Below are 17657 nucleotides of genomic sequence, written 5' to 3' on the forward strand. Positions count from 1 at the left end.
TTATATGTAAAACTCTTGGCCAGTTATCGTATTTTCAGCAAGTTAGACACTCACCGAAGCAAGTAAATCTTATCTGGCACCTATTCATAACTACTTTATTTTATTACAAAGCATTATGACAAAAATAAAACTTCTACTCCTAGCACTTCTACAATTATCGATCTATGCCATATCCTTTGAAGGTAAGGTCCTCTATATCCATGATGGCGACACCATGACTGTTTATAGTGACTTCCTTGGCAAGAAAAAGAATATCCGCATGCTAGGAATTGATACTCCTGAAGTAGACTTTAATGGTAATACTCAAGGACAAATATCTCATGATGCTAGAGACTTTCTAAGAAGTCTTGTGCCAATTGGAAGTATGGTAACAATTGATCTTGGAAGAGATGGGGATCTTAATACTCGCCGTCTACTTGGAACAGTCTTGTATAAAGGTCAGGACATAAATTATGAGATGCTAAAATCGGGGCTAGCAGTTCCTTATTTTATCGAACCTTTTGATAAAGAAATCATGTACAAATATATGGAAATTTCTGAAAGAGTCTTTCTCGAAGAAATTGGTCTTTACGCACTAGACGTTCAGCTTCCTTACGAGTTTCGCATGAGTGTTCAAAATCGAGTTGGAACAAATTACGTTGGTGACCTTAAGACGAAAATCCTTTATTCTCCTGAAGATGGCCACCTTGTACCACCTTATCGCAGACTCTTCATCCGTTCTTTTGAAAGAGCAATGCAACTGGGCTACAAATTATTTACAAAGTAATTATTCACAAACGTGCCTAACAATTTCACTTACACCATCACCTGATTCAACTTCAGTTGTGTAGATAAATTCGTTATCCTTTGGCCCGTATGCGATAGCCTCTTGTTGAGGAAGATCTTTTGTCCTAACAATTCTAAAGTCAGTCTTTGCTTCTAATTTTCTAGAATTAAATTCCGCTAACGAATTAAATTCAATATTAAATTCGAAAACTGCCCCATAAGTTAGAACAAGTAGAGTTTTCCCATCTTTAGAGATGTCCATTGCTGTCGCAATCCTTCCCCACAGATTGTAGTTATACAAATGAAATGGAAGATCAATAATTGCAACTTCCTTTAATTCCATTTTTTCTTCTTTCTTTACACCTTCTTGGATTTTTTCTTTTTCGATTTTGAATAGCTTCGCTGGCATTGCACGACGATTTTCTTCATCGACAATTTTAGTTAAAATATAAATATCACCACTTGGATGAACAACCATACTTTCAGCATCGTACTTTTCTTTATTTGGATAAACTAATCTCAAAACAAATTCAGGATCAATCTCTTTGGCATCATCTTTAAGCTTTGCTTCATTAAGAGCTACGACAGAAAGGAACTTTCTCTTCTTCTTATTGTCTCCAATGTCGGCGATGTAAACACACTTTTGCTCACCACATGGACCTAGAGACATATCTTCCATATCATACGGTCGGAAATTATTGATTTTAACTTTCTTTGTATTCTTCCCTGTGAGAGTTGTCCAAAAAATCTCAGGGCCTGATCCTGAATCATTTAAGTTATACATTCGATCATCATAAATCTGAGAAATTGCAATTCCAGATGTCTCATTTAAAACAGTATTATCAAGCCTACCAATTACCTGTGGTTCAGACCATTTCTGACAAATAGCAAATGTTGAAATTGACACGAGCGCAATTGTGATTAGACGTAACATAGATCCCCCAAAATGTTGCTGGACTATTAAATCACCCGTCGTTTACTATGACAATACACATGCATGGAGAGATTAAATGCTAGACTTTAAGGCAAAACCAATAATTGCAGTTATTTACCTTCGCCCTCTACTTGGCTACCCGAGTCATCCTGGGTTAAATAAAGTCATCGACTATGCTCTAGAAGATCTTGAAGTCTTAAGAAAGTGTGGAGTTGATGCTGCCCTTTTAGAAAATGAGCATGACAGACCTTATACTATTGAGGCTTCAAAAGAAGTCATCGCAAGCATGAGTGTTGTGGCCAACATGGTTCAAAGACAAGCAGGTAACTATCCTATAGGCTCAGAGTTTTTAATCAATGATCCAGAAGCTTCACTTGCTATTGCTAAGGCCGGTGGAAACTCATTTATTCGTACAGACTACTTTGTCGATCGCATGGCACGAGAAGAATACGGTGGTGAAATGAAAATTGATCCAAAAGGCTTACTTGATTATCGAAAAAAGATTGCGGCAGATGACATTCAGCTCTTAACAGATATTCAGGTTAAGTATGCGACGATGTTAGAAGAGAAGTCTCTTGCCCAATCAGCTCGAGAAGCTTATGAATACAAGAGTGCTGCCGCCGTAGTTTCTGGGCGCGAAACAGGAATTGCTCCTAGTGTTTCAGAAATTATGGAGGCAAAAGAAGGCGCACCAGATCTTCCAATCATTATTGGTTCTGGCCTTTCTCATAACAATCTAGATGAACTCTATCCTGCTCTTGACGGCGCTATCGTTGGAAGCGCGCTTATGACAGACACTCGTATGGATTATGAAAAGATTGCACCATTTATGGATATCGTAAGAAGGCTTAGACAATAATGTATACCTTCATTGGTGATGCTGGATTTGATGTATATTCAACATCAAACGAAAAATTTCTTGGCGGCTGCTCCTTAAATGTAGCAACCCACTTTAAGAGAAACTCAAATTTAAGAGCAAGCCTTATCTATCCTGCTGCAAGTGATGGTCAAGAGATCATCAGTCATTGCCAAAAAGAAGACATCCAAGCTCATCCACTTGAACGAAGTGGTAAGACACCAATTCAGTTTATCGAAACCCTTGAAAGTGGAGAAAAGAATTTTACAGAATACCAATCAGGCGTAATTGAAGATTTTGCATTAACAACGCAAGAAATGAACATGATTTCTGCCCTCGAAGGCTACATCATTTGTCCATTATATACTCAGATCCTTCCATTTATTGATCAACTTATTGCTTGTTCACCTAAAGCGAAATTCATTTTCGATTTCCACGATGCTAGTGAAATTGATATTGAAAAATATCTAAAACATGCAAGCCTCGCTCAGTTCGGCTTAGTTAATGGCCATCCTCACGAAGACTTTCTCTATGACTATGTAAAGAATCACGAGATTGAAATTTTGATAACAAGAGGAAAAGATACGATTAGCAAGTTATCAAAAAAACAAATTAAAAACTACAACCCAATCCCATTAGAAACAGTGGTCGACTCGACCGGAGCTGGCGACGCATTCCTAGGCGCATACCTCGCCCTCAACAATATCGAAAAAGCATCTCAATATGCAAAATCTATTTTATCTGTGAGGGGCGCGGGTACTAATCGAGAATTCAAAGACTTATAGACGAAAATTAACCAATCCAAATACAAGTGCCTAACTACTTATTAGTGGAAATCTTCATATGTACCCGCGCCCCATTTTGAAAAATATTAATATCAAAATGAAAATAAAGTGCGCAATATCGGTGTAAGACTTATTACCTCTAAAAACAAGTGAGGTAAAAATGAATCAATTACTAATTAATTTTAAAGAATCAAAAACATTAAATGAATTAACAGAAATTCTAGATAGTGGATGGCAAACATATAAATCTAATGCATTGTTATACAGCAGCTTCACATTAGGTTTTTCATTATTACTATGGGCACTTTCAATTATCCCATTTGCCTCCGGTTTACTAACACCATTTTTTTTAGCATCGTTTTACACAGCAATCATCAAATCAGAAACGAAAAAAGAAATTACAACTTATGATTTCATTGCAATTCCTAAAGAAAAATTCAATCTAATTTTTATTAGCGGCTCCTTGTCATCATTGATTACATTCTTTGGTTTTATTCTCTTTATCCTTCCAGGACTTTACTTTTTCGCTTCTTATCTTTTTGTTATGCCTTTAACTCTAGAGAAACAAAATGATAAGTCTAGTGCATGGGAGATATTAGAAGAAAGTAGAAAAATATTTACAAACAATTATAAAATCATAACAGCAGCTGTATTTGTTTACATTGCTCTAGCACTACTTGGAGCACTAGCACTCGGTCTAGGACTTTTTATCACAATACCTTTAATAACTTGTATCAATTATCAACTTTATAAAAAAATTAAGTAACAACTTATGGCGCTTAATGCGCCATTTTTTTTAGCGAGGTAATAATGCCTAAGAAAAAATTAATTCGACAAGGAGAATTCCCCTACCACGTTACGACTCGTAACAATAACAAAGACTGGTTTAGCATTCCTATGCATGAAGTTTGGGATATTTGTAAAGAGTCCCTAATTTATGCTCTAGAGAAAGAAAAAGTCGAAATAAACTGTTTTGTTCTTATGTCAAATCACTATCATTTACTTCTGACTACTCCTGATGAAAATATCGATCGTTTTATGATGCATTTCAATTGGAGAATTAGTTATTTAATTTCTAAAAAGACAGATAGAATTAATCACAAATTTAGCAATCGCTATAAATGGTCAATCGTGGCAAATCAAAGTTATCTCTATAATGTTTATCGCTATATTTACCAAAATCCGATACGTGCAGGAATCTCTGAAGCTTGCATTGATTATCCTTACACATCACTACATTTTACTAGTTTTGAAGCACAGCTATTTAAATATCGGCCTCATATAAATTATACTGGAGCTAAACAACTTATAGAAAGGAAGTACGATACTGACTTTGATAATTGTATCAGGAATTCCTTAAAGAAAAGCTACTTTACTCCAAAACAGAATATATCTGCACTTTATCTAAAAAGATTAAAAGGCATTAAGATTGGAATGTAACAAGTGGAAATCTCGATTGGTACCCGCGCCCCTTTTTAGGAGGCATATAGAGGCTTAAGTTTTATTTCACCTTTTTCAAATGCTATCTCATGAATTGAAGAAATAAATCGTCGCTCACTTCCTGATTCCTTTTCTTGAAAGATGATATATTTGAAAACCTCAGAAACTATCAAAGCAGCTTCTTCTAAGTTATATCCATATGAAGAAACAACAGACTGTCTGATCAAACGATCAATTACATTAACAGGACCACTACCTCCAGCACAAGCAACTCCAACAGAATTATTTCTAACAAGATCAATATATGGATAACTCAATCTTTCATCTAAGTAGCTAAGTGTAATGTAGTCACCTCTAGATTCTTCCGCTGCACTCATGACCTCGGTAATAGAATCAGCATCTTTTCCACGTGGCATAAGTCTTGTGACTAAATTTCGATAAAAAACTATCGATGGCGTTGTTTCGATAGAAACGAGTGTCTTCTCTTTTGGTAAGAGATTTAGAATCGTATTATAAAGAGTTGTCTTGCCTGAACCAAAGTCTCCTGCACAAAGAATACCTTTATTTGATCCAACAATTTCTGTAATAATATCTTTTCCTTTTTCTGTAAGCGCATTTAAAGAGACATAATCCTCAAGAGATAAAATTTTCTTAGGAAGTTTTGTTAATTTAAGCGAAGGGCCTTTAATCGATATCGGAGAAAGAACAACTGAAACAGTTAGAACTTCTGTTATATATCTAGAGAAGGACACTTGATCTTTAGTTATACTAAAACGATCTTTAAGTGCGTTGATGACACTTTCATACTCGTCTTTACTATTGAAGCATTGTACAGGGTGCCAGCTATCATTTTTTTTAACTGATACATCGTGATAAGCACCAATGCTAACTTCATCAATAGATTCGTCACATACTAATTTATATAAATTTCCAAGTACTGCTTCTAATTGATCGTTCATCTTCTCTCCTACAGTTAATATCTACTGTAAGCTTATTTGTTATCTTAAAATAAATCACCTAGGGACTTCCCTAGGAGGCTACTAACCACCTGAATTTAAGTGCATTAGTGACGGCCTCTGTACGCTTACTTGCTTGAGTCTTTTTGAAAATAGAGCTCATATGGTATTCAATAGTCTTTTCAGATATAGAAAGAGCATTGGCGATCTCTTTATTCGTGTAACCAAGAAAGACCAAATCTAGTACTTCAGCTTCTCTTGCAGTCAAAGGATTATCAGATGAAATCGCCGACTGATCGACTGATTTTGTTAATGACTCCAGGGTTTTAGCGACGCGATTAAGGCATAGAGATTGGTTTTTACCTCGAGAGTAAAGACGACATTCTTTTGCTAAATTGAGTAATTCTGCCTCAAGGGTTTTGATAGATGCTCCCCTAATTAAACTAAATTAGTAAAAAACAAAAAATCCGTAGTATTCCTATCGGTTAATGGCCTTGAAATAATTAGCTTATTTGATCTTTGGAGAGAGTTAAACTACTGAAATCTCGATTGGTACCCGCGCCCCTTTTACGCGCCCCCTTTAAGTAAGAATTACAGGAGGAGGTGTCATATGGTCTAAATAGAGTTAATTAAGTTGAATATTGAATAAAAAGGGACAAAGAGGGGCAAATGAAGATCTTATCACTACTTACCATTCTATTTACTCTAAATGCCACAGCAGGATGTCTTGAAGACCAAACAAGCTGTGACTACGAATTTCAAGGCTGTGTGAATTTTGCGATTCAAATGCCATATGAAAAAGATATCTCTTCAATGCTCTATCGCTGTCAGGAAAAATACTTAACAGTAATCACTTATGAACAATGTATGTCAGTGGCAGAAGAAATGATCTTCATGAGAGACAAGAATAAGGCCCGCGCAATATGTGGAACACAATTTGGTGGTGCATTTAATTTTGATCAATGCCTAGCTCATGCTGAGGCACAAGCCTATACTGAAGATACCACTCGCCTAGGACTTGAATGTTTTGAAAAACAAAAAGAAACAATCACACTAGCACAGTGCTCACAGGTTGCTGCACTTATGCACTTTATTAAAGACAAGAACTATATCAATCGATACTGCTTTGAAAAGCATTTCTAAATACAAAGCCTCCGAAAGGAGGCTTTTTTATTTTCGCACTAATTCAAGATATGCATACATTGCTCTTCGCTTGAGCTTCTTCGAAAAACCAAGAACTTCGTTGGTTGAAGAGACCCCCGCATAAATCGAAACTTTCTTTTTCTTAAAATATTTCAATGCTTCATAGTATAGCAGTTTTGAAACACCACGGCCTTGAGCATCCGGATGAACTGAAATTGACATTATATGACCTATCTTAGTTCTTGTAATACTTGGAACGATGAAACCAATTGCCTTCCCGTTCTCAACAGCAACTAACGCGTCCACATCATACTTAATAAGACCATCCACAAAACCCAAAAACATCTTACGGGGAAAATTCTCACAGCGTGAAGTTGCACTAAACTTGTGAGCAAGGTACTCAATATCGACAACCTCATCTCTTAAATCTTTATTGAGTTTTACGATTTTAACATTCTTATCAAACTCATATTTTGAAAGGTACTTTAGGCCATCATCAACACTTGCCAGAAGCTCCTCTCCACGGCTTCGGCCGCCTAACTCGAGCAATTGATTATATATTTGTGACTTTACTGGAACATAGAAGTGTGCTCTTTTAATGCGTTTAACATTTTTAAACACATCCTCGATCATGTCTCTAGTTTCAAGTACAGACCATTTTGGAGCAATTTGAACATCAACTTTTATTATTCTAAGACCTATATCATTTGAAGCAAAGAACTGATAAAGGTATTTATTTTTCTTCTCATCATGACGTGTGAATTTAGAAATATCACTTAAACTCTCTCTAATATCATTTTTACGAGTTGAAGTGTATTTTTTTGGTACAGGGATGTCCTTGCTTTTGCAAAATTTCACGAGAGCAGAATTATCATATAACAAATCAAGGAGCTTTCTATTCATTAATAATCCAATAAACTTTTAATAGTTGGATGATCTACTTTTTCTAGCTCTGCCTTGATATACTTCATCGAAGTTGCAAAACTACCATCATTCCAAATGCTAGAAATATTAGCTTCTTTCTCTTCTATTAATTGTTTTGACGTTAAACCAATTTTCTCAGTTTGAATTCTTGTGATGATACCAACCAGCTCACCTGTTTCACGATCAACTAATGGAGATCCTGAATCACCACCTGAAGAATCACAACCTGTAGCAATTGAATAAACCTTATCAAGCTTTCTTACTCTATCATCTCCAAAAATAATCTGACAGTCATGAGAATTCTCGTAACGTGCTAGTCCAAGTTTCTCATTATCAAAGAAACCAAATCCGACAGTAGTTAGAGGAGTTCCCTCAACGGCAACTTTATCAAAATTTAACTTCACAGGTGTTACAGTTTCCATAAGAATTGATTCTTTATCCTCCATGTCGATTGAAACAATCGAAAAATCTAAATCATCACTATAGAAAACAAGCTCTTTTGCTTTTAAAGAAAATTTTGGTCCGGCAATAAAATGAAAAAGCATATCTTTAAAGTTTTCACGATCAATAACATGGGCAGCAGTAGCAACAAGGTGCTCTCCTGCAAAATGGCCGAGATAAAAAGCTGTACCAACATTCTTCAGTGTTAATTTATTGGCAGTATTTACTACGCCAAGTCCAGTGATTAAGATTGAGCTCTTTAGTGTTTCTACATCTGGCGAATCATTTTCACTAATATGAGTACGATTCCATTCATCACCAATAATATACTCTTTAATATTTAGATCTCTTCTCTGATTCGAAAGTACATATTTAAGATAAACGCTTGGGTAATTAATATTTTCGTAGAGCTTAATAATAGCTTGATAAACTGACCTTGAAGAACAAGTACGCTCGATGCGATTAACTTTAGTTACATAAGCTCTAATATATTCTTGTCTTAAATCCATGAGATTCGTTATATATACACCGTCATCACTCATATTCTTAGTGATGCTTGTAATTTCGGCCAGAGAGCTTCTTTCTTGCTCCTCACTACACAATTGTGCTTGAGTATTGAAAGTGATTAAGAATAAAATTAGAATAATTGGTAAATTAAAGCGCATTTTCTATTAGACCTTTTTTAGCGTTTAGTTTCTTTTTAGTTAAACGAATTAGACGATTTAAGGAGATATATCTCTCCTTTCCTTTACGCATACAAAGTTCATTACTTTCACTAGCAATTTCAATAACGGCATTGCGAACTTCTTCATATGAATAATTTGAATTCTTATATTTACGATTGACTCGTTTTACAAATATATAGAATAGATTATTGTCACGACTATATTTATTCTCTTGTAACTCAAGTACTTCTTCTTCGATTTTAGAATCTATATCCTGATTAGCAATTTCTTCTTCAGAGAGCTCAGACATTTTTAAAATAATATATGTTCCAATAATTCCTTTTTCATTTTGTAAAAGATCAAAGAAAGAAGCAACAGCAGTAATTCCAAGAACAATTGGGATAGAGAATGGAACAAACGCCACAATAAATACAGCAATAGGATGACCAACAACTTTTGCTAACCAGTAGTAACCTTTTAACTTATATACCCAATCTTTATCTGTCTGATTACTTGACTGGTCTTTAGGATAGAATGTCTCAATTTTATCTTTATAGGCGTCCATACACTGATATTCAAAAGTGCTTGCCTGGGCAGTACTCCATAAAATCGAAATACATAAGAATAGGGTTTTAAGTATTTTCATCATATTTGTAGAAAAGAGAATAAATGAATTTTTTATAAAATACTTAAGTATTGAAATAAGTATCTCGGTGTTCAGGTAGTATACACCTCTACACTCACCAATAATATTAACCACTTAGACTCAATCTATATTTAAACATTCTTTAATCCAATCTAATTATCTCAATACCGAAAAAACCATTGTGGAAAATAAACTTAACTTAGACATTCTACTAGAAAATATTGATGGCATTGCCTATCGCTGCTTAAATGATAAACAGTGGACAATGCTATTTATGACTTCAGGAGTAGAAAGGATTCTTGGGTATAAACCTGAAGAATTAATCAATAACAATGAATTATCGTTCGCTGATATCTACCACCCTGATGATGCTCTTAGAGTTTGGAATGAAGTCCAACTTGCTATTGAAAATCACACATTCTTTACCATTGAATATCGAGTTAAACATAAGAAAGGTCATTATATTTATGTGTGGGAGCAAGGCATCGGTATTTATGAGAATGGCAACCTAATTGCTATTGAAGGCTATATCTGTGATATCACAATTAAAAAACTTACAGAAATGGAGCTAATGGAGATCGTTGAAAAGCAAGCAAAAGAACTTCTTAAGAAAAAAGAAGGTGAAATTGAAAGAGCGAACTTTCAACGCATTTTAGAGCTCACAAAAGGTATGGCCCACGAATTAAAAAATCCACTTACACTGACATTAAATTCTTACCAAATACTTAGAGCTGAGATTTTTAGAAAAGAGCGTCGTCCAGAGAGAATTGATATGCTCCTGTCTGTTATGAAAGATGCCAATACTCGAATAAATGATATCGTAGAAACAATTGATTTAACTTTTCGTTCCGTATCTAATATCAAAGAAATTTTCAATGTAAGTAAACTAATCGAAAAAAGTTTAACTATCGATTATAAGCAAGAAATAAAAGAACAAAATATACACTTATCAATTTCCGAAGAAACCTCTAACTATAACCTATTCATAACCGGGCAAAACTTTATTCAAGCTCTAAAAAACATAATAAAAAACTCAATCAATGCACTTCAAGAGAGTAGTAAAAACAACAAGAGAGAAATAAGTATAAATATCGAAATTGATAATAACAATCAATCGTTATTACTTAAAATTAAAGATACGGGAATAGGCATCTCACAAGAATATGTAAAAAGTGTCACTCTCCCCTTTTATTCTGCAACCTCACAAAAAACGAGTGGTGGATTGGGGCTGGCAATTGCAAAATTCTTACTACATAACGATAAAATTGATATTTCATTTAAAAGCGATATTGGTAATTGGACAGAAGTTACTTTAAGTATTCCAAAGGAAAGGTGGAGGCATAGCGATGGCGATTAATATACTCTTTGTTGATGATGAAGAAGCTCTACTTGAACTTATCGAAATGATATATGAAGAAGATGTTCTAGCAGGAAAGCTAAGTACACAATTTGCATTATCAGGAAAGGAAGCTCTTACAAAACTAGCTAGTGATAAAGGTATAGACATAACTGTACTCGTCACCGATATAAATATGCCTGATATGAATGGTATAGAACTCGTAAAAGAAGTTAAAAAGAAATATCCACATATCATCATCTATATGATGTCTGCTTATGGTGATCAAAAAACACTAGAAGAAGTGAGTAAACTTGATATTAAGCACTACTTTAATAAGCCTGTAGACTTTAGTGAACTCAAATCAACTATTGAACAAGATTTAAGCTAAACATGTAGAAGATAAATATTGCAATCAGTTCTTTTCATTATATCTAAAGTAACACTACCAAGAGAAAGGTGTTCAAAAATATAATGCTGTGGTTTTAAAACCACAAGATCTGACTTTTCTTCTTTAAGTAACTCTTCAAGACGACGTGCTGGTTCAGCATTGAGAATCATCTTTAATGTATAGCTCGCTTCTACTCCTTGTTTCTTTAACAGTGCCTGTGCCTTTTGAAGCTCATCCTCGGCTCCCTTATGAAGCTCAGACATCTCATTAGAAAGGACTTCTCGAGGAAAAGGCCCATCAGGGAATACTTCCAAATTATAGCTCACAAAATTAATTGGAACGATACAATCCATATGAACTTTAGCGTTGTTACATTTTGCAAGATTTGCAACTTTTGCCAAATCATCTTCATCGATTGACTCATAAGGAATAAGATAAGTTATTTTTTTAAATGTATCGACTCCAGATTTATTGATAAGAACATCCTTATTCAAATTAAAAAGAGATTTTTCTGCAAATGTATTGAGAAAGAATCGATGTAGGTCACCGTGATGACTGGCACCGACAGACAGGACCTCCATTTCAGGGTCTTCCTTCAAATGCTCAATTCCTTCATTTATTGATCCCTCGAAGTTTTCAAAATCAATATCTTCTTTATCAATATCAAGACGTCCAAGGGTTGCGTTCACCATCTCTAAAGATGTTTCTTCAATTCTCTTTTTCCAAATAGGATCTTCAATTCGACGCGACAGGGCCGAAGACGCGTGAAATTGTTTTTCTATCTGAGGAGAAATTGTATCGATATGGTAGAGAGAAGGTTTTAATCCTAGGGCCTTAGCAAAATTAAAACCTGAACGAATATTTTTTTCAGAACCTTCATGAAGGTCTGAGCAGATAACCAGTTTTTTCATGCTGCCTCCAAGTATATATTATTTGGCAAATGGATTTAATAAAACTTAAATTAACTCTATATATTCAAAGATTGGACTGCTATCACTTGTACTTTAGAGCCAGTTAACTTGGCGCTAGACTTGCTATGATAATACTCATGAAGTTGATGAATACTAAAAATCACATCCTTAGCGTGATGTACGTCTTATTTCTATGTCTAATTCTTGGTCAGAAGTCTACATATTGTGCAATTATTGACAATAATAGCGAGGACAATATCTACGCTTCCCAAAAAGACAAAGAGCGTTTTGAGATAAAGAATCTAGTTAACGAGACGGGATTTGATTATGGGATAGACCTCAGTGATCAAGACCTAGAAGAAATTGCTGAGAGTGTTGGGAAATTTAAAATCTCTACACTAAGCTTTTCAAAAAGTCGCTTTAATCGTGAAGGTGCCATCGAGTGGTATCATAATATTCGTAACGTTAGTAAAGTATTTTACAACGTTATAACTGATCATAAACACTACAATGAGCATACTGCGGTTAGAGCTTCAATAAATATGGCGCATCAGCTTGTTTCATGGTGGATAACTCGAACAAATTACACCCTAGTACATGAAGTTGCTCATGGTGAGGCAATAAAAGAATTCGGCGGAAAAGATATCAAGCTATGGGTTGGAAACGACTCTTTTGATAGTGTTGGTGCATTCTATCTAGCATTCATGTCAACATATAATCGAGGTGCTATTAGCTACACAGTAGATACATTAAGTCCCGAGCAAGAAGCAGCTATTTCAGCAGCTGGCATTAACTCACAACTGCGTTTAGCAGAAGAGATTGCAGAAGAAAGTATTATTAATCGCAGGTTTGATCAAAGTGATGCCCTTCACTATATATTGAATAAAGTCATCTCGACAGTTTACTATCAATACGATCCAAATTCGAATATGAGTGACCTCGCCCACTACGCGCAAGCACTTCATCAGCAAGGAATCATCCATGCAGATGAAATTGATTCTACAAAAGAGTATATCTCGAATATTTCTTTCTTAGCGACACTCTTATCAGGTAGAACATGGGAGGCCGTAAACGCTTTTAGTGACGAAATTATGTTAAATAAACACTACACTGACACGTATGCATTCAAAACACCAGTGGGCGAAGTAACATGGCCAGAATTTGCAGCATTCCTAAACAATAAAGGAGTTAGTGGAAAAATCTCAGCGAGCCTTCTAACTGAATCTCGCATGACATATCACTTTTCATTTGAAACACCACTAATTGGAGAAACAGCTAACGAAGTAGGTTTAGGATTTACATATAAGTCAGATAGTTGGCAAACAACAGTTAAGACATATTTTAACGATCAAGATGGCCGTGGTGCTACAATTAGATCTCAATACGATGTTGGAAGAAAAAATGGTTTTTCTTTCTTTGCTGAGGCCAAGGCCGAAAATGGTACACTTAACCAAAGAAGGCATCAATACAGCCTAACAGGACAAGAAAGTAATGAATTTGAAACTAGTTTTAATATTGGGGTTGAATATCGTTTCTAAGAACGATAGAAATTTACAACGCGTCCCTGTTGCTTGCGGCTTTGATGAGATTCTAACTTCTCAAGGCCAGCAAGATTGTCCAGTGCATTCAGCATAATTTCATCCCAACCAGAAATAAATAGCAGATAAAACTTGGCCCCAGAATCAATTAGATCCTTAAAGTGAGCAATAAGCCTTGGAACGTTATCTGTACCAACTGAATCGTAGAGATAGTAAACATCACGGCCGGCAAAAGCCTGAGGATTTTCTAGGAAATCACAAGTTTCAAATTTAACATTATCTAGTTTAAAATAGCTAGCAACTGAATTTGTGAACTCAACTCTTTCCTCAACTAACTCAAGACCTAGATAATCAAGCTTCTTATCCATCATTAAGGCCATATAGAGTAAAGCACGTCCTGTTCCAGAACCAAGATCACATACACTTTTTATATCACTTCTAGAATTGATAAAACTAATCAAGAGATCAAGATCATCATAGCAGGCCGTATAAACGTGATAATTTTCTCCAAAGATAACATTATCATCGTCACCATTACACTCATTCCCCTCTTCATATTCTTCAGGATAAAGATGTTCAATATCTATAATACGAAGAAGCCTGTCATAAATTAAATCACGGAAACTTGGATCAAACTCACCACGAGCAATAATTTTTTTAACAGATTTGAAGATCTCAGTCATGAGTGGGAACTCAATATTATCAAAGAACCTCTCTCTTAAAACAAGAGCATCTCGACTATTGACCTGACAAATCTTATTTAAAAACTTACTTTGTTGATCGATCGGTCCTGCTAGAACCTTTTTCCATTTTTTATCGGCTTTTTGAAAGAACATATTTTCAAACTAGCACTTATTTTTGGATGAGTTAACTAAAACTTTTGAAGAAACACTTAAACATTGAAATTATTCACTGTATTTCAAGTTCTAAGTTCAGGATAGCGTTCACTCATTAAATTAATGAGTTTATCGAAATCCACAGGTTTTTCAAAATAATCGAGGGCACCTAGCTCTTTTGCCTTATTTCTGTATGCGTTACTTGAATAGCCTGAAATCATTATCGTATCGATATTTGGAAATCTATGATTAACTTCTTTTAACAATTCAAAACCATCAATACCAGGCATATTGATGTCTGTTAATATCAAAATAATATCCTGACCTTCTTCACTCTCCAAAATCTCTAAAGCATGGGCACCAGAAGTTGAAAAAGATAGAAGCATTTTATTGGCCTTAACCCAGTCTTCAAAAATATGCTCAAAGATGAATAGCACATCCTCTTCATCATCAACTAAAAGTACATGAACCCTAATCACGAAATCTCCTTAGGAAAACGAATCTTAAAAATTGTAAACTCGCCTTCTTTTGACTCGACAAAAATCTCACCATTATTCTTCTCTATAATCGATTGTATGATAGACATACCAAGCCCAGAACCTTCCCTTCCTGACTTTGTCGTAAAAAATGGCTCAAAGATATTATTTAGGAATTTTTTTGGAATCCCTTCACCGTTATCTTTAATTTCGATTAGTATATAATGATCTTGATCAAAGGTTTGAACAGACAACATGGCCTGACCATCTATATTCTTAAACTTCTTATCCAGAGAATATATTGAGTTTTCAAAAAGATTTAAAAAGACTGATTGAATATCATTAGTGAATACATGTAAATCTTCACTTGTATTTAGAGAGTATTCAAATTTGAGATCAACACCATCCGTTTTCAATGAAGAAGCATGATAGGCATACTTGAAAGACTCTTCAATAAGCTTATGTAATGAATACTTTTTCTTTCCATTAACCCTGGTATCCAACATAACATCTAGGATATTTTTAATTCTTAAGCTATGTGTTGAAATAATATCAAGCGCTTTACTCAAATCTTTTGAAACTTTACTATCATCACCACTCAAGCGCTCTTTAAGAACCATAGCAACTTTACTTGCATTTAAAATGAGATTTAGAGGATTCCTAATTTCATGAGCAATGCCTGTAGTTAATCTACCAAGCGCGGCCAACTTTTCTTGTTGAAGCATTGTCTCATGAGACTTTTTAATGAATTCTTCTTTCTCACTTACTTCTTTTGCAATAATCTCATTTAAGTCAGCAATTTTTTGATTTGCGTTCATCATAGCAAGCTCGACACCGATGCGACTTGCAAATAAATCAACAGCTGTTGCCACAAAGGTTGGATCTTTTATGGGGGCTGTATTCAAAAGAACAATCAAACCGAGAAAATCGCCAGAAGGAAGTAAGACAGGAGCACCAATATAAGCATCGACCTCCATATTCTGAAGCATTAGATCTTGTGGATAGTCTACGCATACATTCTCAGGATGCATGCAAACTCGTTTCCCCGTAATTACATCATGACAAGGAGTCCCTTCAAGATCATATTCTAAATTATCAATAAATTGCCCATTAGATATAGCAAAATCTGTAAGAATAATATTGGGATCACCTTCTTTTGGGCGACCGACAAAAATAAAATCAATCTCTAGATAGGTAGCAATATTCTTTAAGAGACTCTTTATGTAATCTGCACCACTTAAGTGCTGATTTATATTATAAATCTCTTTAATAATTTTAATTTTATCTTTCTCATCCATTAGGCTTACCATGACGCCTCACTTTATTAACGATATTTCATTATAAAAGAAATGCATAAGACATGGGTTTAAGAAATCTAAAGAAAAGTTTGGATGATATTAGCGCCTTCGACGACCCCGATATCTCTTTTTGTCCTTAGGTTTAGATAAAGGATAATCATGATGAAATGGATGATCTAATACTTGAGAAATATTCTTTCCAATTAGCTTTTGAACATTACGAAGAAAAGGCAAATCTTTTTCACTGCATAATGATAGTGCCACACCTTCTCTTCCGGCCCTTGCTGTTCGTCCGATACGGTGAACATAGTATGTTGCATCTTCCGGCATATTATAATTAATAACAAGATCTACATCATTGATATCAATACCTCGAGAAGCAATGTCGGTTGCCACAAGAACTCGAATGGCACCAGAAGTAAAGTCTTCAATCGCCTTATTCCTCTGTCCTTGCGTTAAATTACTATGAATCTCCCCAACACTAACATCGCTGCGTGCAAGAAGTTCGACAACTTCAGAAACGGCATACTTGGCCTTACAAAAAATTATAATTCGCGATTTTGTTTTATCCTCTAATAAACTTAAAAGGAGATAATTCTTATTTTCTGCCAATGTAAAATAAACAGATTGTTCAATCTTATCTACTGTTGAAGATTGCGCAGCGACTTCAACTTTTACAGGTTTATTTAATATTTGATTTGCTAGTGTCTCGATTTCTTTTGGCATAGTCGCTGAGAATAGAACTGTCTGATGTATACTTGGAAGCCTACTCGCTATATCAACAACACCTTCATAAAATCCCATATCAAGCATCATATCCGCTTCATCAAGGACAAAGGTTTCAACTTGGGATAATTTAATGAATCCTTGCTCCATTAAGTCGATAAATCGCCCAGGAGTTGCTACGACAATATCGACGCCTTCATTTAGAGCAACTATTTGCGGGGCACTACTGACCCCTCCCATAATGACAGTCGAACGAACGTTGCCATTTTTTGAAAAGGAGAGAATACTTTCGTTAATTTGAGTTACCAGCTCTCTCGTTGGAGCAAGAATAATAGCACGACAGTGATTAGGCATAAGTTGCACTTCACATGTCATGAATTTTTCAATCATTGGTAAAGAAAATGCCGCGGTTTTTCCAGTTCCCGTTTGTGCGATTCCCAATAAATCACGGCCTTCAAGTAAAGTGGGTATCGACTTCTCTTGTATAGGAGTAGGTTTAACATGGCCAATATCAACAAGTGCATCCTGAATACATTTGCTTAGCTTAAAAGAATTAAAATCCACCATAGAGATTTATCTCGCATTTCACT

20 protein-coding genes are annotated in these 17657 nt (G+C 35.1%); 9 read left to right on the top strand and 11 right to left on the bottom strand.

Annotated elements, in window-relative coordinates; genetic code table 11:
- Window positions 1-115: 115 nt before the first annotated feature.
- Window positions 116-766, top strand: coding sequence for a thermonuclease family protein (locus tag ACMAYL_RS04840; protein WP_412470810.1), 651 nt, complete (start codon window positions 116-118; stop codon window positions 764-766).
- Here ACMAYL_RS04840 and ACMAYL_RS04845 read toward each other — a convergent pair whose 3' ends face one another.
- Complete coding sequence (locus ACMAYL_RS04845) at window positions 767-1699, bottom strand: hypothetical protein (protein WP_103216654.1); 933 nt, start codon at window positions 1697-1699, stop codon at window positions 767-769. It lies immediately after the preceding gene.
- Between the two features lie 76 nt (window positions 1700-1775).
- Between ACMAYL_RS04845 and ACMAYL_RS04850 the strand changes: the two genes are divergently transcribed.
- The 4 genes from ACMAYL_RS04850 to ACMAYL_RS04865 all read left to right on the top strand — a co-directional run bounded on the left by ACMAYL_RS04850 (window position 1776) and on the right by ACMAYL_RS04865 (window position 4780).
- Complete coding sequence (locus tag ACMAYL_RS04850) at window positions 1776-2558, top strand: BtpA/SgcQ family protein (RefSeq protein WP_412470811.1); 783 nt, start codon at window positions 1776-1778, stop codon at window positions 2556-2558.
- Window positions 2558-3340, top strand: a complete 783-nt coding sequence (locus tag ACMAYL_RS04855; protein ID WP_412470812.1) for a PfkB family carbohydrate kinase — start codon at window positions 2558-2560, stop codon at window positions 3338-3340. The genes ACMAYL_RS04850 and ACMAYL_RS04855 overlap by 1 nt, the downstream gene beginning before the upstream one ends.
- 160 nt (window positions 3341-3500) lie before the next feature.
- Window positions 3501-4106, top strand: a complete 606-nt coding sequence (locus ACMAYL_RS04860) for a hypothetical protein (protein ID WP_412470813.1) — start codon at window positions 3501-3503, stop codon at window positions 4104-4106.
- Between the two features lie 44 nt (window positions 4107-4150).
- Window positions 4151-4780 carry a transposase gene (locus ACMAYL_RS04865; RefSeq protein WP_392991239.1) on the top strand — a complete coding sequence of 210 codons (630 nt, stop codon included), beginning with the start codon at window positions 4151-4153 and terminating at the stop codon, window positions 4778-4780.
- 35 nt (window positions 4781-4815) lie between these two features.
- Here ACMAYL_RS04865 and ACMAYL_RS04870 read toward each other — a convergent pair whose 3' ends face one another.
- A complete protein-coding gene (locus tag ACMAYL_RS04870) occupies window positions 4816-5739 on the bottom strand; it encodes an ATPase, T2SS/T4P/T4SS family (RefSeq protein WP_412470814.1) in 924 nt (307 codons plus the stop codon).
- A 70-nt stretch (window positions 5740-5809) separates the two neighbouring features.
- Entirely contained in the window at window positions 5810-6004 is a 195-nt protein-coding gene (locus tag ACMAYL_RS04875) for a response regulator transcription factor (RefSeq protein ID WP_158246772.1), read from the bottom strand.
- Window positions 6005-6405: 401 nt separating this feature from the next.
- On the opposite strand from ACMAYL_RS04875, the gene ACMAYL_RS04880 reads away from it, so the two are divergent.
- Window positions 6406-6879, top strand: coding sequence for a hypothetical protein (locus tag ACMAYL_RS04880; RefSeq protein WP_412470815.1), 474 nt, complete (start codon window positions 6406-6408; stop codon window positions 6877-6879).
- A gap of 27 nt (window positions 6880-6906) precedes the next feature.
- On the opposite strand, the gene ACMAYL_RS04885 is transcribed toward ACMAYL_RS04880, so the two are convergent.
- From ACMAYL_RS04885 to ACMAYL_RS04895, 3 genes are read right to left on the bottom strand one after another with little or no spacing between them, the layout of a single operon-like run.
- Window positions 6907-7782: a GNAT family N-acetyltransferase gene (locus ACMAYL_RS04885; RefSeq protein WP_412470816.1), complete on the bottom strand. Its 876-nt coding sequence runs from the start codon at window positions 7780-7782 to the stop codon at window positions 6907-6909.
- The gene (locus tag ACMAYL_RS04890; protein WP_412470817.1) at window positions 7782-8909 is read right to left on the bottom strand and encodes a S1 family peptidase; all 1128 of its coding nucleotides are present in this window, start codon (window positions 8907-8909) and stop codon (window positions 7782-7784) included. Before ACMAYL_RS04890 ends, ACMAYL_RS04885 begins: the two co-directional genes overlap by 1 nt.
- Window positions 8899-9558, bottom strand: a complete 660-nt coding sequence (locus ACMAYL_RS04895) for a hypothetical protein (RefSeq protein WP_412470818.1) — start codon at window positions 9556-9558, stop codon at window positions 8899-8901. Before ACMAYL_RS04895 ends, ACMAYL_RS04890 begins: the two co-directional genes overlap by 11 nt.
- A gap of 178 nt (window positions 9559-9736) precedes the next feature.
- Between ACMAYL_RS04895 and ACMAYL_RS04900 the strand changes: the two genes are divergently transcribed.
- The gene (locus ACMAYL_RS04900; protein ID WP_392991225.1) at window positions 9737-10912 is read left to right on the top strand and encodes a PAS domain-containing protein; all 1176 of its coding nucleotides are present in this window, start codon (window positions 9737-9739) and stop codon (window positions 10910-10912) included.
- Window positions 10902-11282, top strand: a complete 381-nt coding sequence (locus ACMAYL_RS04905; RefSeq protein WP_103216642.1) for a response regulator — start codon at window positions 10902-10904, stop codon at window positions 11280-11282. Before ACMAYL_RS04900 ends, ACMAYL_RS04905 begins: the two co-directional genes overlap by 11 nt.
- Here ACMAYL_RS04905 and ACMAYL_RS04910 read toward each other — a convergent pair.
- Window positions 11279-12193: a universal stress protein gene (locus tag ACMAYL_RS04910; protein ID WP_103216641.1), complete on the bottom strand. Its 915-nt coding sequence runs from the start codon at window positions 12191-12193 to the stop codon at window positions 11279-11281. The genes ACMAYL_RS04905 and ACMAYL_RS04910 overlap by 4 nt on opposite strands.
- 137 nt (window positions 12194-12330) lie before the next feature.
- Here ACMAYL_RS04910 and ACMAYL_RS04915 point away from each other — a divergent pair, with 137 nt between their 5' ends.
- Window positions 12331-13731, top strand: a complete 1401-nt coding sequence (locus ACMAYL_RS04915; protein WP_412469793.1) for a hypothetical protein — start codon at window positions 12331-12333, stop codon at window positions 13729-13731.
- Here ACMAYL_RS04915 and ACMAYL_RS04920 read toward each other — a convergent pair.
- The 4 genes from ACMAYL_RS04920 to ACMAYL_RS04935 all read right to left on the bottom strand — a co-directional run bounded on the left by ACMAYL_RS04920 (window position 13728) and on the right by ACMAYL_RS04935 (window position 17634).
- Window positions 13728-14567 carry a methyltransferase domain-containing protein gene (locus ACMAYL_RS04920; protein WP_412470819.1) on the bottom strand — a complete coding sequence of 280 codons (840 nt, stop codon included), beginning with the start codon at window positions 14565-14567 and terminating at the stop codon, window positions 13728-13730. The two genes, ACMAYL_RS04915 and ACMAYL_RS04920, sit on opposite strands and share 4 nt — an antisense overlap.
- An 83-nt stretch (window positions 14568-14650) precedes the next feature.
- Entirely contained in the window at window positions 14651-15046 is a 396-nt protein-coding gene (locus ACMAYL_RS04925) for a response regulator (RefSeq protein ID WP_103216638.1), read from the bottom strand.
- Window positions 15043-16353: a sensor histidine kinase gene (locus ACMAYL_RS04930; RefSeq protein ID WP_412469795.1), complete on the bottom strand. Its 1311-nt coding sequence runs from the start codon at window positions 16351-16353 to the stop codon at window positions 15043-15045. Before ACMAYL_RS04930 ends, ACMAYL_RS04925 begins: the two co-directional genes overlap by 4 nt.
- 87 nt (window positions 16354-16440) lie before the next feature.
- Window positions 16441-17634, bottom strand: coding sequence for a DEAD/DEAH box helicase (locus ACMAYL_RS04935; protein ID WP_412470820.1), 1194 nt, complete (start codon window positions 17632-17634; stop codon window positions 16441-16443).
- Window positions 17635-17657: the final 23 nt, after the last annotated feature.

The organism is Halobacteriovorax sp. RT-2-4 (assembly GCF_047085445.1).
Taxonomy (GTDB): domain Bacteria; phylum Bdellovibrionota; class Bacteriovoracia; order Bacteriovoracales; family Bacteriovoracaceae; genus Halobacteriovorax_A.